25 protein-coding genes and 1 pseudogene are annotated in these 25222 nt (G+C 48.9%); 17 read left to right on the forward strand and 9 right to left on the reverse strand.

Features of this window, described 5'->3' with window-relative positions; genetic code table 11:
* The first annotated feature begins 47 nt into the window (after positions 1-47).
* The 3 genes from map (at position 48) to SYN6312_RS16505 (ending at position 2964) form a co-directional block, all read left to right on the forward strand.
* Positions 48-872, forward strand: a complete 825-nt coding sequence (gene map / locus SYN6312_RS16495; RefSeq protein WP_041430912.1) for a type I methionyl aminopeptidase — start codon at positions 48-50, stop codon at positions 870-872.
* A gap of 323 nt (positions 873-1195) precedes the next feature.
* Positions 1196-2203 carry a permease gene (locus SYN6312_RS16500; protein ID WP_015126031.1) on the forward strand — a complete coding sequence of 336 codons (1008 nt, stop codon included), beginning with the start codon at positions 1196-1198 and terminating at the stop codon, positions 2201-2203.
* Positions 2204-2208: 5 nt separating this feature from the next.
* Positions 2209-2964 (forward strand): TIGR03943 family protein, encoded by a 756-nt coding sequence (locus SYN6312_RS16505; protein ID WP_015126032.1) that lies wholly within the window; start codon positions 2209-2211, stop codon positions 2962-2964.
* Positions 2965-2975: 11 nt separating this feature from the next.
* Here the strand turns inward: SYN6312_RS16505 and SYN6312_RS16510 are convergent, their stop codons facing one another.
* Positions 2976-3227 (reverse strand): BolA family protein, encoded by a 252-nt coding sequence (locus tag SYN6312_RS16510; RefSeq protein ID WP_015126033.1) that lies wholly within the window; start codon positions 3225-3227, stop codon positions 2976-2978.
* Positions 3228-3253: 26 nt separating this feature from the next.
* A complete protein-coding gene (locus SYN6312_RS16515) occupies positions 3254-3940 on the reverse strand; it encodes a hypothetical protein (RefSeq protein ID WP_015126034.1) in 687 nt (228 codons plus the stop codon).
* A 302-nt stretch (positions 3941-4242) separates the two neighbouring features.
* Here SYN6312_RS16515 and SYN6312_RS16520 point away from each other — a divergent pair, with 302 nt between their 5' ends.
* The 9 genes from SYN6312_RS16520 to SYN6312_RS16560 all read left to right on the forward strand — a co-directional run bounded on the left by SYN6312_RS16520 (position 4243) and on the right by SYN6312_RS16560 (position 16028).
* Positions 4243-5220 carry a cell division protein FtsQ/DivIB gene (locus SYN6312_RS16520; RefSeq protein WP_015126035.1) on the forward strand — a complete coding sequence of 326 codons (978 nt, stop codon included), beginning with the start codon at positions 4243-4245 and terminating at the stop codon, positions 5218-5220.
* A 256-nt stretch (positions 5221-5476) separates the two neighbouring features.
* Positions 5477-8893, forward strand: coding sequence for a phycobilisome rod-core linker polypeptide (locus SYN6312_RS16525; protein ID WP_015126036.1), 3417 nt, complete (start codon positions 5477-5479; stop codon positions 8891-8893).
* A 215-nt stretch (positions 8894-9108) separates the two neighbouring features.
* Positions 9109-9918, forward strand: a complete 810-nt coding sequence (locus SYN6312_RS16530) for an SDR family oxidoreductase (protein ID WP_015126037.1) — start codon at positions 9109-9111, stop codon at positions 9916-9918.
* A 183-nt stretch (positions 9919-10101) separates the two neighbouring features.
* Positions 10102-11943, forward strand: coding sequence for an NAD(P)H-quinone oxidoreductase subunit F (locus SYN6312_RS16535; protein WP_015126038.1), 1842 nt, complete (start codon positions 10102-10104; stop codon positions 11941-11943).
* Between the two features lie 57 nt (positions 11944-12000).
* The gene (locus SYN6312_RS16540; protein WP_015126039.1) at positions 12001-13524 is read left to right on the forward strand and encodes an NADH-quinone oxidoreductase subunit M; all 1524 of its coding nucleotides are present in this window, start codon (positions 12001-12003) and stop codon (positions 13522-13524) included.
* 42 nt (positions 13525-13566) lie between these two features.
* On the forward strand, positions 13567-14868 hold the full coding sequence (locus tag SYN6312_RS16545; RefSeq protein ID WP_015126040.1) for a CO2 hydration protein: 1302 nt from the start codon (positions 13567-13569) through the stop codon (positions 14866-14868).
* 47 nt (positions 14869-14915) lie between these two features.
* Positions 14916-15338, forward strand: coding sequence for a fasciclin domain-containing protein (locus tag SYN6312_RS16550; RefSeq protein WP_015126041.1), 423 nt, complete (start codon positions 14916-14918; stop codon positions 15336-15338).
* A 280-nt stretch (positions 15339-15618) separates the two neighbouring features.
* Entirely contained in the window at positions 15619-15822 is a 204-nt protein-coding gene (locus SYN6312_RS16555; RefSeq protein ID WP_015126042.1) for a type II toxin-antitoxin system HicB family antitoxin, read from the forward strand.
* A complete protein-coding gene (locus tag SYN6312_RS16560) occupies positions 15819-16028 on the forward strand; it encodes a type II toxin-antitoxin system HicA family toxin (protein ID WP_015126043.1) in 210 nt (69 codons plus the stop codon). Before SYN6312_RS16555 ends, SYN6312_RS16560 begins: the two co-directional genes overlap by 4 nt.
* A gap of 114 nt (positions 16029-16142) precedes the next feature.
* Here the strand turns inward: SYN6312_RS16560 and SYN6312_RS16565 are convergent, their stop codons facing one another.
* A complete protein-coding gene (locus SYN6312_RS16565) occupies positions 16143-16358 on the reverse strand; it encodes a hypothetical protein (protein WP_015126045.1) in 216 nt (71 codons plus the stop codon).
* A gap of 42 nt (positions 16359-16400) precedes the next feature.
* Between SYN6312_RS16565 and SYN6312_RS16570 the strand changes: the two are divergent.
* Positions 16401-16727, forward strand: a pseudogene (locus tag SYN6312_RS16570) (fasciclin domain-containing protein); the annotation flags it as partial.
* 28 nt (positions 16728-16755) lie between these two features.
* On the opposite strand, the gene SYN6312_RS16575 reads toward SYN6312_RS16570, so the two are convergent.
* Together SYN6312_RS16575 and SYN6312_RS16580 are read right to left on the reverse strand one after the other, a co-directional pair.
* Positions 16756-17799, reverse strand: coding sequence for a hypothetical protein (locus SYN6312_RS16575; RefSeq protein ID WP_015126047.1), 1044 nt, complete (start codon positions 17797-17799; stop codon positions 16756-16758).
* The gene (locus tag SYN6312_RS16580) at positions 17799-18350 is read right to left on the reverse strand and encodes a J domain-containing protein (RefSeq protein WP_015126048.1); all 552 of its coding nucleotides are present in this window, start codon (positions 18348-18350) and stop codon (positions 17799-17801) included. Before SYN6312_RS16580 ends, SYN6312_RS16575 begins: the two co-directional genes overlap by 1 nt.
* Positions 18351-18569: 219 nt before the next feature.
* On the opposite strand from SYN6312_RS16580, the gene SYN6312_RS20010 reads away from it, so the two are divergent.
* Positions 18570-18713, forward strand: a complete 144-nt coding sequence (locus tag SYN6312_RS20010) for a hypothetical protein (protein ID WP_156804854.1) — start codon at positions 18570-18572, stop codon at positions 18711-18713.
* Between the two features lie 258 nt (positions 18714-18971).
* Here SYN6312_RS20010 and SYN6312_RS16585 read toward each other — a convergent pair whose 3' ends face one another.
* The 4 genes from SYN6312_RS16585 to SYN6312_RS16600 all read right to left on the reverse strand — a co-directional run bounded on the left by SYN6312_RS16585 (position 18972) and on the right by SYN6312_RS16600 (position 21963).
* Positions 18972-19430 carry a CBS domain-containing protein gene (locus SYN6312_RS16585; RefSeq protein ID WP_015126049.1) on the reverse strand — a complete coding sequence of 153 codons (459 nt, stop codon included), beginning with the start codon at positions 19428-19430 and terminating at the stop codon, positions 18972-18974.
* Positions 19431-19474: 44 nt separating this feature from the next.
* On the reverse strand, positions 19475-19891 hold the full coding sequence (gene aroH / locus SYN6312_RS16590) for a chorismate mutase (protein WP_015126050.1): 417 nt from the start codon (positions 19889-19891) through the stop codon (positions 19475-19477).
* A 21-nt stretch (positions 19892-19912) separates the two neighbouring features.
* Entirely contained in the window at positions 19913-20758 is an 846-nt protein-coding gene (sppA, locus tag SYN6312_RS16595) for a signal peptide peptidase SppA (protein WP_015126051.1), read from the reverse strand.
* 62 nt (positions 20759-20820) lie between these two features.
* Positions 20821-21963: an esterase-like activity of phytase family protein gene (locus SYN6312_RS16600; RefSeq protein ID WP_015126052.1), complete on the reverse strand. Its 1143-nt coding sequence runs from the start codon at positions 21961-21963 to the stop codon at positions 20821-20823.
* 247 nt (positions 21964-22210) lie between these two features.
* Between SYN6312_RS16600 and SYN6312_RS16605 the strand changes: the two genes are divergently transcribed.
* The 3 genes from SYN6312_RS16605 (at position 22211) to SYN6312_RS16615 (ending at position 25198) form a co-directional block, all read left to right on the forward strand.
* Positions 22211-22681, forward strand: coding sequence for a MarR family winged helix-turn-helix transcriptional regulator (locus SYN6312_RS16605; RefSeq protein WP_253276380.1), 471 nt, complete (start codon positions 22211-22213; stop codon positions 22679-22681).
* A complete protein-coding gene (locus tag SYN6312_RS16610) occupies positions 22678-23559 on the forward strand; it encodes a DMT family transporter (protein WP_015126054.1) in 882 nt (293 codons plus the stop codon). The genes SYN6312_RS16605 and SYN6312_RS16610 overlap by 4 nt, the downstream gene beginning before the upstream one ends.
* 490 nt (positions 23560-24049) lie before the next feature.
* Positions 24050-25198, forward strand: coding sequence for a Re/Si-specific NAD(P)(+) transhydrogenase subunit alpha (locus SYN6312_RS16615; protein ID WP_015126055.1), 1149 nt, complete (start codon positions 24050-24052; stop codon positions 25196-25198).
* Positions 25199-25222 lie beyond the last annotated feature (24 nt).

Below are 25222 nucleotides of genomic sequence, written 5' to 3' on the forward strand. Positions count from 1 at the left end.
CCTAAAAAAGATAAGTAGAATACCCCATGCCCATCGCGCCGCCCTCCATGAATATTTTGACGAACTTCTTCTCCCCCGCTAATGCCCCCGTCCAAACCCGGCCTCGCAAAGGCATCGAAATCAAATCCCGCCGGGAAATTGAGATCATGCGCCAGGCCTCGACCATTGTGGCCACCGTCCTCAAAGAAATTTCGGAACTAATTAAACCTGGCATGACCACCGCCGACCTCGATGCCTATGCCGAAAAACGCATCCGAGACATGGGCGCTACCCCCAGCTTTAAGGGCTATCAGGGATTTCCCGCTTCCATTTGCTCCTGCATCAATCATGAAGTGGTTCACGGCATTCCCAGCAAACGGAAAATGATTCGCAATGGGGATATTGTCAAAGTCGATACCGGGGCCTATTTCAATGGCTTTCACGGAGATTCCTGCATCACCATTGCCGTCGGAGAAGTTACACCCGCAGCCGCCAAACTTGTCCAAGTTGCTGAGGAAGCACTCTTTAAGGGGATTGAACAGGTCAAAGAGGGCAATTACATTCTCGACTTGGCCGGGGCGATTCAAGACCATGTGGAAGCTAACGGTTTTGTTATCGTAGAAGACTTTACAGGGCATGGGGTGGGGCGGAATCTCCACGAAGAACCCTCGGTGTTTAATTTCCGTACCAATGAGCTAAAAAATGTCCGCCTCCGGGAAGGAATGACCTTAGCCATCGAACCCATTCTCAATGCTGGCTCGAAAAATGTCCGCATCTTAGGGGATCGCTGGACGGCGGTGACGGTGGATAATTCTCTCTCGGCCCAGTTTGAACATACTGTCCTAGTCACCAAAACAGGCCACGAAATCCTTACAGATCGGCGGGGACTTTAGAGACATAAACCCATGAACATCAACAGTTAGCAGAGAAGTCAATGGGTAGTTGAGCTTCTTTAGTAGAATTAAGGCCTTACTTAGAGTTTCCGTAGCACTCCCGCTTCCAAACTGAAGACAGGCAGATTTTAGAACTTTGGATTTGGGACACTCTCATCAATCCGACAAGGGTCATTGCCAATGCCGATAAAATCTTATTAGAAGCAATATAAGCCCAGAAACCAGGCCACGAACGCTGTTAAACTGAGGGGCAACTTATTGAGATGCGAATGGGTCTAAGAACTGACCTGTAGTTTAGGGTATGCCGTGATCCCAGGCCTGGTATGGATGTAGTCAGCCAATTTCAAAGCGGTTATACGCTGTTTCTAAGTTTGCTAGTGGAAGCCATTCCCTTTTTACTATTGGGAGTGTTGCTGTCGGGGTTATTGCTCCTCTTTGTGGATGAACGCCGCCTTGTGGCTTTAATGCCTCGCAATGCCTTGGCCGGGGCCTTGGCAGGCAGTTTGATGGGGTTTATGTTCCCGGTCTGTGAATGTGGCAATGTCCCTGTGGCCCGGCGATTATTGGCCCAAGGTGTGCCGACTTCTGTGGCGATGGGGTTTCTCTTAGCCGCCCCGACCATCAATCCAATTGTGATTTGGGCCACGTGGGTTGCCTTTCGGGATCAACCAGAAATTGTCGTCTTGCGTATTCTCTTTACCCTGGTGATTGCGACGGTTGTTGGGGCTGTGTTCAGCGTCCAAAAAGACTTGGCACCGTTTCTGCAACCTGCCATGAATGCCATTGTTCCCCAGGGTAAAACTGCCTTGGCCAGCCCACTGTTACGGGGGGGAACCTACTGGTTAGATCAACCGGGTCAACCCGTCGCAGCCGATACCTTAGCTTTAACCTTAGCCCCACCAGCTCCAGCCACCCTCAGTTGGTCAGCCCGTTTGCCTCTGCTTTTGGACAACACCATTCAAGAGTTGCGGGAGTTGGGAGGAATTTTGATTCTGGGGAGTTTGATTGCCGCCATTGTCCAGGTAGCAGTCCCGCGGGACGTTGTGTTGGGCTTAGGCCAGGGGCCAATTATTTCCGTTGTGACCATGATGATTTTAGGGGCTGTAATTTCCATTTGTTCTACAGTGGATGCCTTTTTTGCCTTAGCCTTTGCAGCCACCTTTACCCCCGGTTCTCTATTGGCATTCCTTGTCCTCGGGCCGATGGTTGATCTCAAGGGTATTGGCCTGTTATTAACTATTTTTCGCCCGCGGGCCCTCATTTATATCTTTGCGATTGTTGCCCAACTTACTTTTTTCTTCTGTCTATTCGTTAATTTGCGCTGGAGTTAATCCCAATGCAGATGTTCCCAGTTATTTCTAAACAGTGGTATCGCCAAGAATGGGTGACGGTTCTGGCTCTGGGCCTGTGGGGGATTTTGTTTCTGGTCTTTTGGCTTTGGGGACGGCTGGGACTGCTAATCCATCCCAACTATTTTCCTTTGGCTATTATTTCGGGCTTTATTCTCCTAGGGATTGCGATTGCCCAGGCCCGCCGGTTGGCCAAAAAACAGGTCATGCCCCTCCAGCATCTTTCCCTCCTGCCGCCAAGCTGGATGAGTTGGTTACTGGTGGTAACGGCCCTGATTGGCTTGTTCATTACGCCGCGCCCCTTTAACAGTGATACGGCGGTGCATCGGGGCCTGGGAGACGGCCTGACTGTGACGCGCAATAAACCCCAGGCCTTTCGGGCCAATACCCCTCCAGAACAGCGTACCCTCGTGGATTGGGTCAGAACCTTGGATATTTACCCGGAACCCGATGCTTATGGGGGTTTACCCGTGGATGTGGAAGGATTTGCCGTCCATCCTGCTAGTTTTCCCGATGACACCCTGACCCTGGCTCGGTTTGTGATTACCTGTTGCGCTGCCGATGCTTACCCGGTCGGCCTGGCGGTCAAACTCCCCCAACCCCGGGCCCAATATCCAGCCGACCAGTGGTATCGCGTCAAAGGACGAATGATCACCGCAACCCTTGATGGACAACGACAACTGACAATCCAGGCCCGAGAAATCATCCCGATCCCTCAACCCGATAATCCCTTTGCAACCTGAGTATTTTCCCCTTAGGCTTGCCCAGACCATTCCTGAGGCGTGAGGGTTTTCAGGGCTAAGGCATGGAGTTCATTGGTGGCCATGACCGTTGTTAAGCAACCATAGACCATTTGATGCTGTTGAACTAAGCGTTTGCCAATAAAAGACTCAGAAACCACCGTGGCCTGGTAGTGATCGCCACCACCCGTTAAGTCTTCTACCGCTACTACAGCATCGGGGAGTTGAGTTTGAATCAGTTGGGTGAGTTGCTCGGGAGTAATCATAAATCGCTCAGGTAGGTTCCTAGGGACTATTTGGCCGGAGGGGCAGGGGTGGGAGCGGGCGCAGGAGTGGCTGGAGACGGGGTAGCGGGGGTAGCTGAGGCAGGGTTTGAAGGAGTGGTGGGATTGGGGAGAGGCGCACCAATGGGGCCACGGGGAAAAGCAACATCCATAAAGCCTAACTCCACGAGTTGTTGATAGGATTTTTGCCCAAGTTCCCGAGTTGGGTTTTGACTGCGAAGAATTTCGACTAGGAGCGGAATTGCCAGTTCTGGTTGATTATTGGCCCGATAGACCAATGCCAATTGATAGGTGGCAATATCCCGCATTTGGGCTGACTCTAAGGCTTTACGGCGACCACTATCTGAAGCTGCGGCATCAATTCCCAAAAAACTGGAACTAATGGATTGGTAATAGTTAGACAGTTGGTTCATGGTTGTGCGGGCTTCGAGGAGTTTCCGGGCCGCTAGGACATAATTTTGGCTGTTGACGGCGGTGGCGGCTTCATCAATTAAGCGTTTTCCCCCGGCAATGGTATAGGCTGTGCCCGCAGGTAAGGCTGGGGTAACCACTTCCACATTGGGTGCTGTTGCGCCAGGGGTTCCTGTCGTTCCACTCGACTGTGCCAGGCCAGGCTCCGACAAAATTCCCAGGCCCAAGAGAGGCAACATTAAGCATGACCGCACGAGTAATCGAGGGCGTGGCAATCCCATCATGAAATAGTCCCTTTGCTTAAAATAAAAATGACAACCATGACCAATCGTAAGTTCCAAATGTTGCTAAGTCTGCCATCGGGTATCTTATCACCAGGCCTGGATACCCCCCCAGGTCACAGGAGCAACATCTCCCTAGAATGGTACTTTAATCTTTACGATCTTGAACGGATGGCTTCTCCGTCCGGTTAATTAGGTAGAGTCTAAGGTGTTGCGGTGTTTATTGCTAAGGGTTCGAGAGGATTGGTAAGTCTATCCATTCAGGGTTGGACTGGAATGTTGTTGGGCGAGGCCAGGGGTTATCAGTGCCGTCTTCTAAAGTAACTGCCATTGACTCGATTCAACAGCGGCGCAAACAGTTAAAAAACCAAAAACGGCTGCGAAGTTTAGCCAATATCTGGCGCACGGGTGTATTGATGGGGCTAACGGGTAGCTTGGCTTGGGGCTTAACTTTACCGGATTGGATGATTCATCAACCCAGCCAAGTCACCATTATTGGTCATAAACTCCTCAAAACCGAGGCGATCCAGGCCCTTTTGCCCGTGAGGTATCCCCAATCCTTGCTGAGGCTTAACCCCCAAGGGATTATCCAAGGCCTAGAAGCCACATTACCGGTGCAGCGGGTGACCATTGCGCGCCATTTGTTTCCGCCGACCCTGATTGTTGGGATTGATGAGCGTTTGCCAGTGGCGATGGTGCTCTGTGAGCGTTGTCGAATTAAAAGTCCTGCCAACTTGGAACAGGGCCCAGCCAGTATTTGGATGTTAGATGCCCAAGGCCTAGTCGCTCCTCGCACCAGTTACGTCAATGATCAACTCCAATCCCCGGCCAGCTATCCCAAACTCCGGGGCTATTTTGTCCCGAGCCAGGCTGGTTCTCGCTCAATCATGGAAATTGACCCCCAACGGCAAAAGGAATGGCAAACCCTGTTCCCTCTCGTAGCTGGCCTGGATATGGATGTCAAGGAAATTGATTGGCAAAATCCCCGCAATATCATTCTGCAAACTCGTTTTGGCCCCGTGCATTTAGGAGCCTATAGCCCCCGTCTGCCGGCCCAACTGGCGGCCTTGAAGCGCCTTGAACAACTCCCCCAATACCTCAATCCCCAGCAACTGGTTTACATTGACTTAGTTAATCCCGATGAACCCCTACTCCAAATGAAAACCACCGTTGTCCGTCCCAACCAGAGCAAGCCTAACCAGGCCAGGAATTCACCGCCCACCCCCTCATCTCCAAGCCCAACCCCCAGTTTTGCCACCCCCATTCCCCTGAGGAGTCCTTAAAACCTGCGGAGATCTAGCTGAGTCTTTGAATCCAGATTTCAGAAAATTGCACCCTAGACTGAGTCAGTTCAAGCAAGACCCACCGGAAAATCATAGATTAACTCCCTTTTAACCATGAGTATAGATAGATAGAATCCAGGTTTTAGGGAGAGTTTTGATACATTTCTTAAGGTTTGGCCTGGGATCACCCGAATCGTTTTAATCTTTAGTAAACGCACTGCACAAATTAAATTTTTAAGGGAGCCTTTAAAAAACCATGGTTGTTAAGGCAAGTGGTGGAAGTTTGGTTGCCCGCCCGCAACTATATCAAACCGTCCCCGTTTCCACAATTATTCAAGCTGAGCAGCAAGATCGCTTTCTCAGTCGGGGAGAATTAGATGAACTCGCGGTCTATCTCGGTTCTGGCAGTAAACGTATTGATATTGCCACAACATTAACCCGCAACTCAGAAATTATTGTCTCCCGTGCCGCAAACCGAATTTTCGTGGGTGGGTCTCCCATGGCTTTTCTGTCTCGCCCAGCGGCTGAAGACACTCCGAAATTTACCGCTGGTGCAGTGGGTAAAGCCATTGATATGCAAGAGGCGATGACCCTAGGGACTGCCACCTATGTCGATACCCGGGGGGGGTTCTTAGAGGGATTGCGCTCTGTCTTTAGTGCCACGGGTAGCGGTGCTGCTCCAGCTGGCTTTAAACCCATCAATATTGCCCGCTATGGCCCAGAACGGATGCAGAAGTCTTTACGGGACTTGGATTGGTTCTTGCGCTATACCACCTATGCCATTGTGGCGGGTGATCCCAACATCATTGCAGTTAACACGCGGGGATTGCGGGAAATCATTGAAGCGGCCTGTTCGACAGATGCAACGATTGTGGCCCTCCAGGAAATGCAACGGGCGGCCTTGAGCTATTTCCGTGGCGACAAAGAGGCCGAAAGTATTGTCGGGCAGTACTTTGAAGTTCTGATCAATGAGTTTGTGGCCCCTTCTCCTTCGGACAAAGTCCGGCAACGGCCAACCACCGATGCCCAAGGCTTACAACTGCCCCAGATTTACTTCAATGCTGCCGAGCGTCGCCCCAAATATGCGATGAAGCCCGGCCTATCCAGCAGTGAAAAAACCGAAGTCGTTAAAGCGGCCTATCGGCAAATTTTTGAGCGGGACATTACTCGGGCCTACAGCTTGGGAATTTCTGATCTCGAATCCAAGGTGAAAAATGGCAGCATTTCCATGAAGGAATTTGTTCGCCGTCTCGCCAAGTCGCCGTTGTATCGGAAAAACTTTTACGAGCCGTTTATCAACAGCCGGGTGATTGAGTTAGCCTTCCGGCATATTCTCGGGCGGGGGCCATCGAGTCGGGAAGAGGTGCAGAAGTATTTCTCGATTATTTCTAAAGGTGGGTTGCCGGCCCTCGTGGATGCGCTGGTGGATTCCAAAGAGTACAGCGACTACTTTGGTGAGGAGACGGTGCCTTACCTGCGGGGCCTGGGTCAGGAAGCCCAAGAATGCCGCAACTGGGGGGCCCAACAAAACTTGTTTAAATACAGTGCCCCGTTCCGGAAAGTTCCCCAATTTATCACCACCTTTGCGGCCCAAGATCAGCCCTTACCGGATCAGCACGTTTATGGCTCTGGGAATGATCCCCTAGAGATTCAATTTGGGGCCATCTTCCCAAAAGAAAACCGCAATCCGGCGGCAAATCCCCAACCCTTCAATAAAGACACCCGCCGGATTTTGATCAATCAGGGGCCGGGAATTAATAACCAACTGAGTAATCCTGCTGCCCGTGGTGTGGCTCCTGGCTCCCTTGGTCCCAAGGTCTTTAAGCTGGATCAACTCCCCAGTATTGATGCCCGAATTGGCAAACGCACCATCAACACCGGTGGGGCCAGTGTCAAATTTGCCGAAAGCTCTACCCAGGCCGTGATTCGGGCCACCTACTTACAAGTCTTTGGTCGGGATGTCTATTCTGGACAACGGCAAAAAGTTGCGGAAATCAAACTGGAAAATGGCGAGATCACAGTGCGGGAATTTGTCCGGCTGTTGGCCAAGTCCAATCTGTTCCGCAGTCTCTACTGGACACCGCTATACGTCACCAAAGCTATTGAGTATATCCATCGGCGGTTATTGGGTCGGCCTACTTACGGTCGTCAGGAGATCAACAAATACTTCGATATTGCCTCTAAGAAAGGGTTCTATGCCGTTGTGGATGCCATCCTTGATACGGATGAATACAGCCAGGCCTTCGGCGAAGGTACGGTTCCCTACGAGCGGTACTTAACTCCGGCCGGTGTGGCATTGCGTTCCTTGCGCTTGGGTTCCATTGGTGAAACCGGGATCAAGGTTGAGAAGGAAGAAACACCCCGCTTTGTGGAATTGGGTGAAGTTACGGAACTGCGGACGGCCCCAGCCATTTCCTTCCGGGCCAACCAAGGGGTTTCCAAACAACGGCAGCAAACCAAAGTCTTCAAGCTCACCACTCTGGCGGATAAGACCAATCTGGATATTGTCATCAATGCGGCCTATCGGCAAATCTTTGAGCGGGACATTGCCCCCTATGTGATTGGAAATGAATTTACGGTGCTCGAATCCAAGTTGGGCAACGGCGAAATTACCCTGAAGGAGTTCATCGAGGGCCTGGGAATTTCCAGCCTCTATCTCAAGGAGTTCTACACCCCCTATCCCAACACCAAGGTGATTGAATTGGGCACGAAGCACTTCCTGGGTCGCGCCCCCCTCAACCAGGCCGAGATTCGCAAATATAACCAAATTTTAGCGAGCCAAGGATTAAAAGCCTTTATCGCCACCTTGGTCGGGAGTGCAGAATATGCTGAGGCCTTTGGCGAAGATACGGTTCCCTATCGCCGCTTCCCCACTTTGCCCGCGGCCAACTTCCCCAACACCGAGAAGCTCTATAACCAACTGACGAAGCAGAACGATGCCATTGTTGTGCCCAGTTTTGCCCCGGTCAAGCCAAGTTTAGATAGTAGCAGCTTGCCCTTAGCAACCCAGGCCCTGGCCCAGATCAAAGCCTTAGATCGCAAAGGAGATCCCAGCCTACCCCGGTTCATCCAACTGGGTCGTTCCTTCAGTAACGGGGATGGGCAATCCGTAGAAGTTGGAGTTGGGACTAGCCGCCGCCGCCCCGCCCGGATTTATCGCTCTACCATAGGAGCCTCTCGCTCGGAAACGGATTTGGTGATCAACGCCATCTATGTCCAAGTCATGGATGTCTTTAGTGGTCAGGTGCCGGCCCAGTTCCGCCGCTCGGAGTTGGAAAGCAAGTTACGCAACGGGGAAATTTCAGTGCGGGAATTTGTGCGGACATTGGCGAGTTCCGAAATTTACCGGAATCGCTTCTATACGCCCTATCCCAATACCAAAGTGATTGAGTTCCTGTTCCGGCATTTGTTGGGACGTGCCCCCGCCACCCAGGCCGAGATTCGTCAGTACAATAAAATCCTTGCCGATCAAGGTCTCAAGGCAGCAGTGGATGTGATGGTAGAAAGCCCTGAATATGCCCGCTTCTTCGGTGAGGATGTTGTACCCTATAAACGCTTCCCTACCTTGCCTGCGGGTAATTATCTGGGCAGTGTCCAGGCCGATACGGATTTGGTCAAGCAATCTTGGTCGGATCTATCTCCTTCCTTGTTGGGTGGGCAGTTTAGCCGTTAAGTTTGACTCCTGATATTCCGTTAATTCTCAACTAGGGGCCTGGGTCTTTTGGATCCGGGCCTTTTTTGGTGGTTGAGATTCTCAGGGACGAGTTCCAGGGCCTGGGGCAAAAAGTTATTGATCCCCATGTGCTGCACCTGGAACTGCCCTGAAGTATCGTTTAAATCATATTGACTTTCCTGAGACTCGGTTTTAAAATTAATCCTACAAAGAATATGAATAGATTAGTGGACAAGGTGGCGTTAATTTCGGGGGCAGCGCGGGGGATTGGAGCGGCCATTGCTGAGGCATTTATTGCTGAAGGAGCCGTAGTTTATCTCACGGATATTCAGGATCAATTGGGACTGGAAACAGCTCGAAATTTAGGCGAACGTGCCATTTACTGCCCCTTGGATGTGCGAGAAGCAAGCGATTGGCAACGGGTAACGCAGCAGATTTTAACGGAGCAGGGGCAATTGCATGTCGTCGTTAATAATGCTGGGATCACAGGGTTTGAGGCTGGGTTGATTCCCCATGATCCAGAAAATGTTGCTTTAGAGGATTGGCGGGCCGTTCATGCCACAAATTTAGATGGGGTGTTTTTGGGCTGTAAGTTCGGGATCAAAGCCATGCGTCAGTCCCAATCGAAAGGGGCGATTATTAATATCTCCTCAAGGTCTGGCCTGGTGGGTATTCCTGGGGCCGCTGCCTATGCCTCTTCCAAAGCTGCAGTGCGCAATCACAGTAAAACCGTTGCTCTCTACTGTGCCGAACAGGGCTTGGATATTACCTGCAACACAATTCTACCCGCGGCAATTTTAACGCCGATGTGGGAACCCCTTTTGGGTATTGGCCCTGATCGCCAAAAGAGAATGGCAGCGCTGGTCAGTGATTGTCCCCTGAAGCGCTTTGGTCAGCCTGCTGAAGTTGCTGCTGTGGCGGTGTTAATGGCTAGTGATGAATGTCGTTATCTGAATGGAGCAGAAATTACAATTGATGGAGGAATCCTAGCTGGAGCCGTTGCTGCTCCCACTGCCGATAAGTAAGATTTATCAGTAAATTTTATAGATTTAACCCTATTGGGATCACAAAGGTAATTGACTTTTGACTATAAACAATTACACTTAAATCTATTGAGATAAGTCTTTGCCTTTCCTTGATAGTTCTTGTTCCCTTCTATAAGTGGAATGGACTAACTTAGCCTGCATCCCACCCTCCTGGTAATTTCTATGGCTCACTTTTTATTAGATACTGCTTGGCTGATCCCCAGCTATCCAATCATGGGGATGATCCTGTCGATTTTTTGGTCTCCTGGACTAATTCGGCTGACGGGGCCGAGGCCGGCGGGTTATGTCAACCTGATATTTTCACTGTTTGCGCTGATTCATAGTCTTTTGGCCTTACCCCAGGCCTGGCAACTTCCCCCCCAATACCTCAACTTTTCTTGGTTAAATGTGGCGGGACTAGATCTGACCTTACCCCTGGAAATCTCGGCAGTGACGATTGGGGCCTGTGTGGTGATTACGGGCTTAAATGCCTTGGCTCAAGTCTATGCGGTCGGCTACTTGGAAATGGACTGGGGCTGGTCACGATTCTTTGCGATGCTGGCTATGTTTGAGGCCGGGATGTGTGCCTTAGTTCTCTGTAACTCCCTATTTTTTGGCTACATGATTCTAGAAATTCTTACCCTGGGAACTTATCTTTTGGTGGGAGTTTGGTACAACCAGCCTTTAGTCGTGACCGGGGCGCGGGATGCCTTTTTAACAAAACGGGTGGGCGACCTCTTCTTATTGATGGGGGTATTGGCAATTTATCCCTTGGCCGGCACCTGGGACTTTAACGGTTTGGCCACTTGGGCCGCAACAGCCAATGTGGATCCGGCCTTAGCGACATTAGTAGGATTAGGACTACTGGCTGGGCCAATGGGGAAATGCGCCCAGTTTCCCTTGCATCTCTGGTTGGATGAAGCGATGGAGGGGCCGCTACCCAGTACGATTTTGCGGAATTCTGTGGTGGTGGCCACCGGGGCCTGGGTCTTAGTCAAATTACAGCCCGTCTTAGCCTTGTCTCCGGTTGTCGTCACCGCCACGATTGCCATTGGAGCTTTAACAGCGATTGGGGGAACCTTAATTTCCATTGCCCAAATTGACGTGAAGCGGGCTCTGTCCTATACCGTTAGTGCCTACATGGGGTTGATCTTCATTGCAGTCGGTACGGGACAAACCCAGGCCGCCTTGCTGTTAATTTTGACCCATGCTTTGGCCCAGGCCCTGTTGGTGATGAGTAGTGGTTCCATTGTCTTGAACAACATTACCCAAGACTTAACTCAACTGGGAGGACTCTGGACTCGCCGGCCGATTGTGGGGATTAGCTTTTTAGTGGGTCTAGCGGGTTTAGTGGCTCTACCGCCCTTTGGTGGCTTTTGGGCCCTGTTGCAACTTACTGATGGACTGTGGGAGTCACATCCGGTCTTAGTCGGGATTGTATTAGTCGTCAATGCGCTGGCGGCCTTTGCCATGACGCGGGAATTTGGCCTGATCTTTGCCGGAAAGCCCCAACCCATGACGGAACGCTCACCGGAAAATATCTGGTTAATTACCTTGCCGATGACGTTTGTGCTGGGAATTGTATTGCATTTGCCCTTGATTCTTCAGTCCCTCGATTTATTACCCAGTTGGGCTGTTCTCAACAAGAGTTTGGCTTTCCTGTTGATTTGGTCAACGTTGCTAGGGGCTGGACTGGGAGCCGTGGTGTATGTGGGGCAAGGTATTCCTAAGCCGATCCAACTGCCTTGGAAAAAAGTACAAGCCCTGTTTGCCTATGACCTCTATACCCCCCAAATCTATCGCTCCAGCATCGTCTTTGTGGTGGATTGGACTTCCCGGATTGTGGATTGGTTTGATCGCTTCATTGTTGATGGCGTGGTCAACTTGGTGGGGATCGTATCCTTATTCGGGGGTGAAACCTTGAAATACAGCAATACCGGTCGTGGACAAGCCTATATTTTTACGATTGTGGTGGGTTTAACCGTGTTTGTGGCCTGGATTACCTGGCGACTGTTACTCCCCTAAGCTCCCTTTGCTATCCCGATACTACACCTCTTAACTTCTGATTTGGGTTAACAAACTATGTTGAGTACCTTAATTTGGTTGCCGATATTGGGGGCTTTGACTATTCCCCTCATCCCCCTGCGCTTTCTGAAATTAGCCGCGTTAACCATCAGTGGCCTTGGCCTGGCCTGGAGTTTATGGATTGCTATAAATTTCAATCTGGCTGAACCACTGTTGCAATTTCCTGAGTTTCTCCCTTGGTTGGATGTCTTGGGTCTGAACTATCAATTGGGGGTGGATGGCCTTTCATTACCCTTGTTAGTCCTGAATAGTTTTTTAACCTGGATTGCGATTTACAGCAGCAAAGAACAAATTGAGCGGCCCCGGCTGTTTTACAGTCTGATTCTTTTGGTTGCGGGTGGGGTGGCCGGCGCATTTTTAGCCCAGAATTTACTGCTGTTTTTCCTCTTCTATGAAGTCGAGTTAGTGCCGTTTTATCTGCTGATCTCAATTTGGGGTGGGGAGAAGCGCAACTATGCCGCAATTAAATTTTTGCTCTATACGGCCGTCTCTGGAGCCTTGATTTTAGCGGCTTTCCTGAGCTTAGTCTGGGTGCAAGGTGCAGAGAGTTTTGCCTATGAAGCCGTGATGGGGAACGCCTTACCGGCCTGGTTGCAGATTGTCTTGCTGGGCTTGATTTTGGTCGGGTTTGGGATCAAAATTCCCCTCGTGCCGCTTCACACTTGGCTGCCGGATACCTATGTAGCCGCTTCAACTCCGATTGCGATTTTGCTGGGTGGGGTCTTGGCGAAACTGGGAGCCTATGGGATTTTCCGCTTTGGCTTGGGACTGTTTCCCGATGCTTGGGCCACTCTCGCGCCTGGCCTGGCCACTTGGGCAGCCGTTAGCGTGCTCTATGGCGCGACGGTGGCCATTGCCCAGAAAGACATTAAACGGATGGTGGCCTACAGTTCCATTGGTCACATGGGCTATATCCTCCTCGGTGGAGCGGCCTTAACGGATTTGAGCTTGGTCGGGGCAGTGTCGCAAATGGTTGCTCACGGGCTAATTTTGGCGATTCTGTTCCATCTGGTTGGGGTGATTGAAACCAAAGTGGGAACACGGGAATTGGATGTCCTTAATGGTTTAATGAATCCGATTCGGGGCTTGCCCTTCGTCAGTGCCTTGTTGATCCTTGGTGGTATGGCTAGTGCGGGGATCCCTGGCCTGGTCGGGTTTATTTCGGAGTTTTTGGTTTTCCAAGGCAGCTATGCAATTTTCCCAGCCCAAACCTTGCTTTGTGTGGTCGGAACCGGGTTGACAGCGGTTTATTTTGTCATTCTATTGAACCGCACCTGTTTCGGCAAACTGGATAACGCCATCGCCTATTTTCCCAAGGTGGAGTGGAATGAGCGAGTCCCAGCCCTGATTTTAGTCCTGGTAATTTTCTATTTTGGGATTCAACCGTCTGGGTTAGTCCGTTGGCCAGAATCTACAACTGCGGCCATGATTGCGGCTGCCCCGAACTTACCCTCCGCCATCATTGCCCAGCCACCAACTCCAACTTTGGCAGCCGATGTTCCAGATTTAATTGCCCAGTAAACCTAGTTGCTTCAGTAAATCCTTGCACGTGAGAACAAGACCATGACAACCGCGACCTTAAATCCACCCAACACCAAAATTCCTCCTTCCACCCATGAATTTGCCGAGGTGATCCATCGCTTAGAGGCCGGGGGGTCGATGCTGCCCGATACGCCAGAAAACCTGATGCAGATCATTGGGATTTATAAAGCCTATGCTGTGCCGATGGATTTCTACTGGCGGGATTTGCTCTACATTGCCGAGCGAGTATTTTTGAACCCCTTGCCGGCCTTTAAGTATTTCTTACCCCAGGAATATTTGGATTTACATAACCACTACGCTGGAGACACGGCTGATTTACGGATTTGGCGGGGAGAAGCAACGGCCCATCCTGAACTTTTGGAATTTATGGCCAAGGGGGAAATGAAACAAAACCTGCCCAAAATTTTCCATCACCTCTGGCACGACCGGATCAATATGGAATTTGCTGAAGAATGTATGCGGGCTATGCTTTGGCATCGGGGCATGGGTGGGCAATTTGACCCCTATTTGGACACCGATGAATACAAAGCCAATGCGGATCGGGCAATTCGGGCCTACTTTAAAGGCAATCCAATCATGCTGGGCCTGTATAAAGCGTTTCCCGATATGTTCTATGAGCAGGTGCGGCAACTCTCCTATTACGCCAACTTGGGCCTGTTCTGGGAAATCATGGCGCCTGTCTTTTTTGAAATGTCGGATATTTACGATGAAGGCGGATTTAAGGGTGTTCCGGATGCGATGAATTTCTTGGTGAATGGGATTTTTGCGATTGCCGGGCGGCCAATTTATCACCATGTTTATATTGATGGCGAGTGCTACGAAATTATTCCTAAATCGAAAGGCTTTACTTGGCTGTATGAGGCGGCCTTGCCCTATGTGGAAGCGGTGTTTTATCGCACGTCTCCATTCCGGGGAACCAAATCCTACAATGCCCAGGCCAACCAAGTGCCTTCAGACCAAAAAGACTTTCACTATGGAATTCTCTATGCCGATGTGTTTCCTGTGGGTTCAGCCGGGATTCCGCCAACACTGTTAATGCAGGATATGCTTCACTTTTTACCCCCCTATTTGTTGGATTACTACAAACAATATTGCCGGGGTGATGATGATATGTTGATTCAGTTGGGGATTACATTCCAGCGTTCGATGTATAACGTGACTTCGGCGGTTATTCAAGCCCTCCGGACGGCATTACTTTATCCCCTTGATGATCAAGACCCAGATCATTTAATGGCGAATCGGCAATTTTTTGAAGCCCAAATGGATCGGTTCAAACGCCCAGAGGCCCGGCTGCGGAATATTCAGTCTCAAGACTATCGCTAAAACTCATTGAACGGGTTTGCACACAATTTATTAATGAGGAAAGAACAATGGCAACGATTGTGGAAATTGCAGTCGGAAATGAGAATTTTCAAACCCTGGTAACGGCGGTTAAAGTAGCTAATTTAGTGGATGTTCTCAACAGCCCCGGCCCATTTACGGTGTTTGCGCCTGTGGATGCGGCCTTTGCCCAATTACCCCCGGGAACGATTCAAACCTTGGTGCAAAACACTCCTCAACTGGCCCGGATTCTCAAGTTTCATGTGGTTCCAGGCATTTGGAAAAAAGCGGATTTGGTCGGTGTGGATAAGTTAACTTCGGTGGAAGGTTCGGTGATTCCGATTAATGCCAGTAATGGTAAGTTTGAAGCCAAAAATGCCACGGTGATTATGCCGGATGTGGAAGCGGATAATGGAGTGATTCATGTGATTGATCGGGTGATGCTCATGGGCCTGGCGATTGGGCGGCTTTAAGGGCATTTTTGTAAATTGCGCTGCTCAAAGCTCCATCGTTTAAGCTCAAAGGTGCAAGTTCCGAGCAAAAAGCTGCATCATTGGAGTCCAGAGGGGCAAATTCTGGGCAAAAAGCTCCATTGTTCATGCTCAGAGGTGCAAGTTCCGAGTAAAAAGCTCCATCAGTCAAGCTCAGAGGTCAAACGTTCAAGCAAAAAGCTCCATCGATCAAGCTGGGAGGTATAAACTTCGAGTAAAGAGGTCTGAACGCTAAATTTGCTAGAAGAGGAAGTAACACCTGATGAAACTAACCGTGATTATTCATAATGCTGAAGAAGGCGGCTATTGGGCTGAGGTTCCTGCACTTCCTGGCTGTATTACGGAAGGAGAAACGAAAGAAGAGTTGATGGCAAATTTACAGGATGCAATTCAGGGCTGGCTAGACGTTGCGAATATGAGGGATACAAACGAACCGGCTGAAACAAAGATTGAAATTGCTGTATGAAATCTGTTTCTGGCAAGAGACTATGTAAAATTGTTGAAAAAAGAGGATGGATTTTACAACGCGTAACAGGCAGCCATCATATTTATGAAAATCCTCAGACGCTTCAGATTATCTCTATTCCTGTCCATCGTAATCAGGATTTGAAGATTGGAACGTTAAGGTCTTTGATGAAAATCGCTAATCTCACTGAAGATGACTTAAGTTAAAAACATTGTTCTCAGAAAGCCAACGAATCTTTCGCAAAATACGGGCTTGAATACTTGATGTTAGCTGTTCAAAGTCTTTCAATCCTTCTGGAGTGAATTCTACGCTATAGGTCATTACCAAGATAGCCCAAGCTTTCTGGCTACGTCATCGGCTGAAATTCCCCGTTTACCTGCTTGAGTCTGCTGCAAAGAATCAAGAAGTTGTTGCTTCACTTCTGATTTTAGTTCCTTACCAGCATCAGGGTCAATCAGGAGAGTGTCAAGGGTTTCGGCCACCGTTTCTTGGATCAATAGCTTAAGCTCTTCGACCGACAAATCTTTGACTTTCATAAAAATAGGATGGTATGAAAACCCATATATTATGACATCTGCCCAAGCCCGTTTATGGTGTTTGCGCCTGTGGATTCAGCCTTTGCCCAATTACCTGCGGGAACAATTCAAACGTTGGTACAAAACACACCGCAATTGGCTCGGATACTGAAATTTCATGTGGTGCCTGGCATTTGGAAAAAAGCGGATTTAGTCGGTGTGGACAAGTTAACTTCAGTGGAAGGCTCGGTGATTCCGATTAATGCCAGTAACGGTAAGTTTGAAGCGAAAAACGCCACGGTGATTATGCCGGATGTGGAAGCAGATAATGGGGTGATTCATGTGATTGATCGGGTCATGCTCATGGGGATTGCGATTGGGCGGTTGTAGTTTTAAGAAATTCCATCAAAGTCTTGTCTCAGTTATTTTGCATGACTCTACTTGGTGGTAAATACAAAACCATTGGAGCATCTTTAGGAATGATAGTAGAGGGAATTTTTGCTTTCTGCCCATGCAACCAAGTGATTAATTCTAATTTTTCAGGATAGTGATCTTTAACATAGTGTATGAAATCATCAATTGTGCAAGGTTTACCTTTTCCACCCATAACTTGATGAAAATCATCATGGACTTCTTTCTTAAGGGTAATAATATTTTCCACTGAATCAGCTAAATGAGGATAGTAAGCAGCAGAAAATAAATGATGTCCATGAAGTTGAATTTCGTTGATTTTACTATCTGAACGCTTTTGTCCAGTCACTTTACATTTATGTCCATCCCTATTTTCAGCCAGTGACTTAGCTTTATCGATCCGCTTTTTTCGATCTTCAATGAGCTTAATAATTTCAGATACATGGGAAGGAATGGACGAACCCGCATCAAGACACCACTCTTTTCGGTTCTTATTAGTTAACTCCTTGTGAAAAACCCTAGACAGCTTCAAGAATCCACTCAGTGAGTAATAACGAATACCCTCTTTGAGAGAATCATCATAGTCTTGATTGGGAAGTAATGGATTTTCTTCCCGTTGGGCAAGTTGGAAAATTTTCCTCAAATAATCTCTACGAGTGCCGAAAATTGCAACTGTATCTCTCTCATCTATAAGGTAAATATTATTTCTCTTGACAAGAGATGAGGTATTATAGAGAATCTTTTCTTTGACAAATGTTTTTCTGACATCCCCCTTTAACTTCCGAATAAACTCTTTAAGCCAACCCATAAAACCTTTATTTTCTGCCCGGTGTTTCTCCTCTAGGTAAGAAGCAATGGCATAAGCCCCCGTATCCGTGTATTCTCGGAGTCCCCTTGTTTTATTGATTACTCGGTAGTCTTTTCCTTCTTCTAAATTCCACTTGTCATAGGGATCAGCATCAAAAAATTCCTCAATCTCCATGAGTTGTTTTTCCGAAATTCTCAGAGTTTCAATCAATTTAGCTGTGGAAATCCAGATTTGCCTTGCCATTAGCCGTTACCCAATAAACTACGATAGAAAATATTGATCCGTTGAAAAATTCTGTCATCCCCTGTTTCAGGATTGTCGGGATGATACTTCTTACTTAAATTTCGATATGTCTCTTTAATCTCTGCTTCAGTTGCCGTGTGTCGATCCAGTCCAAACACCCGCCAAGGTAAGTCGTATTTAAAGATATTGATCCCATTAATGCAGTCCTTGCCTGTTTCTCCTTCCTCATTCGGTAAAATGCCAATCCACTTGCGATAAATATCTTCCCAGGCCTCCTTTTTGCCTAAATTCAACTTCATCCCGTTTGTGGCCATCTGAAAATTACCCGACTCTTTAAGTTCAAGAGTAGTTGTCACATTGAAATGCTTATATACGGCTGCTTTGAGTCGTGGAAAAGTTAAGGCTTTCGGTTTAGGCGGTGGCGGTGGTTTAATCCCCTTAACAAAGTAGGCGAAATCACTCAGAATTTTTGGATCACAGCTAAGAACCCCTGATAGTCGAGAAATCTCAGCTTCAATCCTTGGGGTAAGCTTTTTGGACGATGTGGCCATAGACTTGCACTAAAAAATAATATTCTAGCTATCCTTATCCAGGCCTGGGTCGTTTTCTTTTGTCTATTGATAAATCTTCAGAAAAATTCTCGGTTCTTTGGAAAAGTTTAAAAATGCTAGGGTGGGGCCTGGTGATGGGGAGTTTTGAAATGGATCGGGGCCTGGCCTGGGGTATTTGATTCTGCCAACTGATAAGATTTCAGGACGATTTTCGGTTTTTTGGGAAGGTTTAAATACTGTTTGGGCGTGGCCTGGGTGATGGGGATTTTAGAAATGGACTATGGCCTGGCCTGGGGTAAGTTTTTTACTTTTGTACCTTGCTATAGACTAGGAGAAATTAGCCTTGTTTTATTGCTCCAATGATGTCACAGCATTCCTCGCAACAATCTGTTAGTAAACCTACGTTGAGAGCATTAAGTTTCTTCTCTGGTTGCATGGGACTTGACATCGGCCTGGAAAAAGAAGGAATTGAAGTAATCCTGGCCTGTGAAATCGATCCCGCTGCTCCTAAAAAAAATTGTCGTAGAAATTCGAGTATTTTGCTCTAAGTGATGTCGTCTAACAACATGACTAACAGGGTATTTATTCAATTATTACTCTGCAATTTAATCTAAACAGAACCTAGAGCTTTAAGGCTTGCATCAAATCGTGACGCGTAATGATTCCCACCAGGCCCCCGGTTTCATCTAAAACAGGTAATCGGCTGATGTGGTGATGGACAATGGCCTGGGCAACTTCAGAAATGGGTGTGGTTGGGGTGGTTGTAACCGGATCAGTGGTCATTGCATCCTGAACCTGCATCCCCAGCGTTTTTTTAAGGTGATGATGGAACTTTTCTGGGGACTCAAAATAAATCACACTCCCCAGCAAGGTTAAATACACTGGCGGCTCTAAAGGGGCTTCTCGGACAATTAAATCTGCTTCCGTAATCAAGCCCACCAATTTCCCAGCCTCATCCACCACAGGCAAACCCCGCACCTGCCTTTCCTCCATGAGTTTAATCGCCGTTTCAATCGAGTCCGTCGGGCTAACGGTGTGAGGGTTGGTGGTCATGTAATCTTGAACAACAGCAGTAGTCATAGGAATGGTTATGAGGGGGATAGAGAATCAAACAATGGAAAAAATTAATGATGGCTAGCGTGTAGATAAGAAGCAGTCAGGGCTAAATCCGGGCGTAAATCACGGGCCTGGCGGAGATAAATATGTTGGATCAGGGCCTGGGGTTGGGGGGTATTGAAATAAATTAAGCATCGAATACACCGCTCCAGGCCACCTTCTACATACATTTGTTGAATATCAATCAGGGGAATGGTTTGCCATTGGGGACGTTCTCGAGCCACCGCCGCCGGAAAAATCCGATCCAAATCCCGCGTTACTGAAAACGTCACACTAATAACTTCCATCAAGTCCAACTGGTTATGGGCTTCAATCTCGTCTAATAGCTCCTGAACCGCTTCCCGAATCGCCGGAATCGTATTACTAGCGGCCGTCGTTGCCCCACGAATTGCTCGGACTCGCCACGCCACACTGACATCCTCCATGATTTACCTACTCTATCAAGGTCAAGGACGATATAGCCAGAGGGGGAGGCCGCTCGTTGCCAGTTCAAATTCGATCCAATCTTGCCCCAGGCCCAGCACCCGTGACACCACATCCTGATTTTGGGTTTGAGTTTCTCCCCGACTTGGCAAGAGGCGACTTATCAACGACTTGGGTTCTTCAATCGGAATGAGCTTGGTTTTCTCCACATCCAGGCCCGCTAATTCCGCTGTCCACCGCCTGGCATCTTCCTCTGTCCCTAAGCGATCCACCAAGCCCAAGCCCAAGGCCTGTTGTCCCGTAAACACCCGCCCATCGGCAAAGGAGCGCACAGTTTCTTCACTCAGGTTACGTCCCTCGGCCACGGTTTGGACAAATTGCCCGTAGCTGGTATCAATCAAGTCTTGGAGAATGTTTTTTTCATCCTCGGTCAGTTCCCGGTCAAAGGCCAAGATGTCCTTATAGGGGCCGGATTTAATCACTTTGAAGGAAATACCAATTTTCTCTAGGAGTACCTCAAGGTTATTTCCCCGGAGAATCACGCCAATACTGCCCGTAATCGTCCCCGGATTGGCCACAATATGTTCTGCTCCCATGCCGATATAGACCCCACCGGATGCGGAAATATTGCCAAAACTAGCGACAATCTTCATTTTTTCTCGGAGGCGTTTCAGGGCGGCATAAATTTCCTGGGAATCCCCGACCGTTCCCCCTGGGCTGTCAATGCGTAACAACAGGGCTGGAAATCCCCGCTCTTCCACGGTTTTTAGGGCTTTTAAGACACGTTTGCGGGTTGCCCCCATGATCGCCCCTGAGATTTCAATCCGGGCAATTTGTTTTTTAACAGGTTGGGAAAAGGGCCAAGGCATAAATTTTGTAGCTACTCAAATAAATCCGGCGTTTAACTTTCCCCCATATTAGCCGCCTCTGATTAGCTTTGTCCCAGGCCAGTGAGGCTAAACCAGAGAATTTGGGTGGTGCGCTTGGCTTGAAAGTCATTATCGCCAATGATTAAGAGGCTTGAACTGCCATCAGCCAATTGGGGGCCCAAGGTCATTCCCTCCAAATTATCTAAGGTGATCCCCAAGATTCCTAAATCTAACAGCAAGGTTTTGCGGATGGGTTTGATCCCCTGCAGGCCTGGGGGGAGTTTTTTCAGGGTTGTAATATCCGCTGCCCCGCCCAAGGAAACTTGAAATAACTTGATCCCAAAGCCCTGAGTCAGGCTAAATGTCCGCTCCAAACTGAGGAAATGTCCGCCATTATCGAGGGCTAACAACTCCACCAGGCCATTGGCCACAGCAGTATTTGGGGTTGGCTCCAATTGATAGGCGTGTTCAGAAATTAAGATGGGTTGGACATCTCCCCGTAAATAATGCAAAATCCGGGCTACAGGAATAGTTTTGTTTTCTGGGTCTAAATCTTGGATTAATCCGGTTTCCGTAGCGACAAATAACCGATCTCCGGCGGGGTTGAGGGTGAGAGATTCAAAGCCTTGGTTATTTTGGACTCCTTGCGCTGGTTTTTCGGGGTCAGGATGAGCACTGTAGTAACTGGGAAGCCGAAATTGCAGTTTTTCAATGCCATCTAAACTAAATTCTCGGATAAACGGCGGGGCCTGGTCTTTCACCCCTTCGCTACTAATCAACAGCGTCTTTTCGGGGGTGAGGGCAATGCCTTCCGGGTCGGCAGTGTTGGGGGCAAAGGGGGCCGATTGCTGATCTTGTAAAAATGTGACTTGGGTAATTTCGGCCGGAGTTTGGGCTGGGGCGGGTGGTTGCAACTTAAGGGTATAAAACCGAGGCTGTTGGCGGTCGTCACTGATGGCATAGTACTGATTGGTTTGGCGGTCAAAGGTGATTCCCGAAAGTCCTCCTACTTTTGTCCCATTAAACTCTTGATTTGGGAGTTGAGATGATCCTAAAAAATTGATTTCTAGGGGTAAAAATAATCGTTCCCTGGCCTGGACTTGGGGCAGAGTACAACCTGCTAGCAGCCAAAGCACCCCGCAAAGGAGCACCAGAACCCCCTTGGGAAAATGAGGGAGTCGGATGTGTGGGACTGAGTTAATCATTGCTACCTTGACCCCCTGACCTGATTTCTTAAATTATGCCCCTGAGTCTTTGGCACTGAAGCCTCTGAAACGTTATGGACAAGAAGAGACTACCCCAGAAAGACCTATTCTCAACGGTAAGACTTGCTTTGTGGTTCCAAATAAATATGTATAATACATATATTATTTAAAGTTTTGATTTGTTTTTGTCCCGACTATGGATAACGCCAGAACCTTGAATCTTTTGGGTGCGCTAGCTCTCAGTATTATGGATTCTTTAAATGCTGTCGTTGCCGTTCAGGCTGGACATGGTGGCGAGACGGCGGCGGCACTGGTGACGTTGGGGGCTGATCCTGGCCTCTCGATTAATGCCCTACGCCAAATTCTTAATCTTTCCCATCCCGGAACTGTGAGGTTGATTGACCGTTTAGCAGCAGAAAATCTGGTTGAGCGACGGCCTGGCGTGGATGGTCGGACATTGGCTTTGTTTCTCACGGATGCGGGGCATCAACGACGGCAAGCCATTCTCTCTCAGCGGCGAGAACAATTGCAGTTGGCCCTGGGCACTCTGACAGAGACTGAGCGCAAGCAACTGACTAACCTGCTTGAAAAGATGCTGACTGCGATGACCACGAGCGAGTTACGGAATTTTGTGATGTGTCGCCTCTGTGAGGAGGAAGTCTGTCCGGCTGATCACTGTCCCGTTGAACAAAAATATCGTCAACTGCTGCATATATGAAAAGTATTTTGATTGCCCTCGGTTACGCCTGCTTCTGGGGGGTTGGGGTAACACTAACGAAAATCGCCCTCACGGAGATTTCCGCAACCACACTCCTGATGATTCAACTCTCCTCCAGTGTGGTGTTTCTGACCCTAGCTTGCTATTTGAGAGATCGGCAACTTCCTTATACCTGGCCGCAGATCAAGCGGGGATTTGCAGGGATCTTTGAACCAGCCTTAGCCTACATGGTCGGGATTTTTGGTATCCAAATGACAACCGCCAGTAATGTCACCCTGATCGGTGCATCGGAAGTGATTTTAACGATTTTATTCGCAGCCGTATTTCTCGGGGAAAAATTGACGCGGATGAAATTATTACTAGCTGGCATCAGCTTTGTCGGTGTCCTGTTGTTGATGTTTCAGGATGCTCAAAACCCCAATCATGCTTCGTTAGTCGGGAATGTCCTGGTGTTGATGGGGGTTGTTTTTGCTGTTTGTTACGTTCTCTTGAGTAAGAAGCAGATCGCATCAGTTGATCCGCTACACCTCACCTCATCGCAGCAGTTGGTGGGCTTGATTGTGACCGTCTTCTGTTTTAGTGCCCTATCAATGATTAACCCAACCTATGAAGTCAATGCGGCTGATATTCCACCCCAGTTTTGGCTGCTGGCCGTCGGTTCAGGCATTATGCAATATGCTTTGGCGTTCCTGCTGTATCTGATGGCCTTGCAAAATTTACCTGTGAGCCAGGCCGCGTTTTATATTGCCTTGATTCCTGTTTTTGGCGTGGCCAGTGCGGTGGTGATGATTGGTGAGCAGCCTAGTCTTGGCCAATGGATGGGTGGGTTGTTAGTGGTTCTATCCTCCTATGGGGCTAATCGGTTGAAAACTACCTAGGCTCGGGTTGATGACGATGGGGACTGCGGCCTGTCGTAACTGGGCTGAGGAAGGGGAGAGCATGGAGTCACAGCCGATGGCCCTAGGAATAGACCTCCAGAAAATGCGACTACTGTGATTCACACCCGGCCATAGGCATATTTCTTAGGACAAGTCCGACTTAATTGCTGTTGCAGGTGTTAGAGATTACCAGTGAGATGCTGATCAGAAACCAACTATTAATGACATCTCAAAAGGAAGAGCCCAGGAGCTCAACAAATTCATTACCAGACTTAAACAAATCTGCTGATTTTATTGAGTTGTGATGTGGTATGGGATAGCTTTTATCATCAGTCATAATATGGTTTCACTAGGTATTTATTACGTGATCAACATCACCAAAATGCTAAGAGTTGTTGAATTTTGATGCTGAATCTTGATAATGTCCATCGCCCAATGGGGATCACAGTAGCCTGGGAGACAACACGCATTATTGATTTACTAAAGGCTTATGAAAATTGGGGTTGTTAAGGAGCGAGAAGTCGCAGAACGGCGCGTCGCATTAAATCCAGATACGGTGGCCAAGCTCGTCAAAAAAGGCTACATCGTTCTTGTCGAAGCCGGAGCCGGAGAATTATCCTTTTACAGTGATGCCGACTACCAGGCCGCGGGGGCCGAAATCAAGACTGAGTTGGAACAGGTCTGGGGCGATGTGGATGTCTTGCTCAAAGTTGCGCCGTTACGGGAGCGGGAAATTGATTGGCTCCGGCCAGGTTCAACCTTGATTAGTTTCTTGAGTCCCCTCAGCAATCCCGAGCACATCCAACGCTTGGCTGAGAAAAACATTACCGCCTTTGCCCTGGAATTAATTCCCCGCAGTAGTCGGGCCCAAGTCATGGATGCGTTGTCCTCTCAAGCTGGGGTAGCCGGATATCAAGCGGTTTTAGTCGCGGCCAGTGCCTTACCCAAGTTTTTCCCCATGTTGACCACAGCCGCAGGCACAATTCCCCCGGCCAAGGTCTTTATTATTGGAGCGGGAGTAGCTGGACTACAAGCGATTGCGACAGCGCGGCGGTTAGGGGCGATTGTGGAGGCCTTTGATATTCGGCCGGCGGTGAAAGAAGAAGTCCAAAGCCTCGGGGCCAAGTTTGTGGAAGTTGCCCTCGAAGAAGATACCGTTGCGGCCGGGGGCTATGCCAAGGAAGTCTCGGTGGCCGCCAAACAGAAAACCCAAGAAGCGATTGCTGCCCATGTCCACACTGCCGATGTGGTGATTACAACGGCCCAAGTGCCCGGCCGCACCGCCCCGCTATTGGTGACTGAAGAGATGTTGCTGGCCATGAAACCAGGTTCCGTGGTCGTAGATTTAGCGGCCGAGCAGGGCGGTAACTGTGCTTGGACAGAAGCCGGCCGGGAAATTGTCCGGAATGGGATCACGGTGATCGGGCCGATTAATTTACCCTCATCCCTTGCCATCCAGGCCAGCCAAATGTACGCCAAAAACATCTCGACTTTGCTTACCTATCTCACCAAAGACGGGGAACTTAACCTTGACTTCAGTGATGACATTATTGGCGGGGCCTGTGTCACCCACGGCGGCGAAATTCGCAATGAACGGGTGAAGCAAGCCTTGCACCAACTGGAAACTATCGGTGTTTAGGGGGTAGCGGCGAGGCAAGAGGAG

It is taken from the genome of Synechococcus sp. PCC 6312 (assembly GCF_000316685.1).
Lineage (GTDB): Bacteria > Cyanobacteriota > Cyanobacteriia > Thermosynechococcales > Thermosynechococcaceae > Pseudocalidococcus.

Coding starts and splice junctions, on each gene's coding strand:
- SYN6312_RS16545 (WP_015126040.1), top strand. CDS start 13,567: ATGACAACCGCGACCTTAAATCCACCCAACACCAAAATTCCTCCTTCC.
- SYN6312_RS16560 (WP_015126043.1), top strand. CDS start 15,819: ATGAAATCTGTTTCTGGCAAGAGACTATGTAAAATTGTTGAAAAAAGA.
- sppA (WP_015126051.1), bottom strand. CDS start 20,758: ATGCCTTGGCCCTTTTCCCAACCTGTTAAAAAACAAATTGCCCGGATT.
- SYN6312_RS16615 (WP_015126055.1), top strand. CDS start 24,050: ATGAAAATTGGGGTTGTTAAGGAGCGAGAAGTCGCAGAACGGCGCGTC.
- SYN6312_RS16575 (WP_015126047.1), bottom strand. CDS start 17,799: ATGGCAAGGCAAATCTGGATTTCCACAGCTAAATTGATTGAAACTCTG.
- SYN6312_RS16505 (WP_015126032.1), top strand. CDS start 2,209: ATGCAGATGTTCCCAGTTATTTCTAAACAGTGGTATCGCCAAGAATGG.
- SYN6312_RS16600 (WP_015126052.1), bottom strand. CDS start 21,963: ATGATTAACTCAGTCCCACACATCCGACTCCCTCATTTTCCCAAGGGG.
- SYN6312_RS16525 (WP_015126036.1), top strand. CDS start 5,477: ATGGTTGTTAAGGCAAGTGGTGGAAGTTTGGTTGCCCGCCCGCAACTA.
- SYN6312_RS16530 (WP_015126037.1), top strand. CDS start 9,109: ATGAATAGATTAGTGGACAAGGTGGCGTTAATTTCGGGGGCAGCGCGG.
- SYN6312_RS16510 (WP_015126033.1), bottom strand. CDS start 3,227: ATGATTACTCCCGAGCAACTCACCCAACTGATTCAAACTCAACTCCCC.
- SYN6312_RS16610 (WP_015126054.1), top strand. CDS start 22,678: ATGAAAAGTATTTTGATTGCCCTCGGTTACGCCTGCTTCTGGGGGGTT.
- SYN6312_RS16500 (WP_015126031.1), top strand. CDS start 1,196: ATGGATGTAGTCAGCCAATTTCAAAGCGGTTATACGCTGTTTCTAAGT.
- SYN6312_RS16565 (WP_015126045.1), bottom strand. CDS start 16,358: ATGAAAGTCAAAGATTTGTCGGTCGAAGAGCTTAAGCTATTGATCCAA.
- SYN6312_RS16540 (WP_015126039.1), top strand. CDS start 12,001: ATGTTGAGTACCTTAATTTGGTTGCCGATATTGGGGGCTTTGACTATT.
- SYN6312_RS16580 (WP_015126048.1), bottom strand. CDS start 18,350: ATGGCCACATCGTCCAAAAAGCTTACCCCAAGGATTGAAGCTGAGATT.
- SYN6312_RS16515 (WP_015126034.1), bottom strand. CDS start 3,940: ATGATGGGATTGCCACGCCCTCGATTACTCGTGCGGTCATGCTTAATG.
- SYN6312_RS16585 (WP_015126049.1), bottom strand. CDS start 19,430: ATGACTACTGCTGTTGTTCAAGATTACATGACCACCAACCCTCACACC.
- map (WP_041430912.1), top strand. CDS start 48: ATGAATATTTTGACGAACTTCTTCTCCCCCGCTAATGCCCCCGTCCAA.
- SYN6312_RS16535 (WP_015126038.1), top strand. CDS start 10,102: ATGGCTCACTTTTTATTAGATACTGCTTGGCTGATCCCCAGCTATCCA.
- aroH (WP_015126050.1), bottom strand. CDS start 19,891: ATGGAGGATGTCAGTGTGGCGTGGCGAGTCCGAGCAATTCGTGGGGCA.
- SYN6312_RS16550 (WP_015126041.1), top strand. CDS start 14,916: ATGGCAACGATTGTGGAAATTGCAGTCGGAAATGAGAATTTTCAAACC.
- SYN6312_RS16605 (WP_253276380.1), top strand. CDS start 22,211: ATGGATTCTTTAAATGCTGTCGTTGCCGTTCAGGCTGGACATGGTGGC.
- SYN6312_RS16555 (WP_015126042.1), top strand. CDS start 15,619: ATGAAACTAACCGTGATTATTCATAATGCTGAAGAAGGCGGCTATTGG.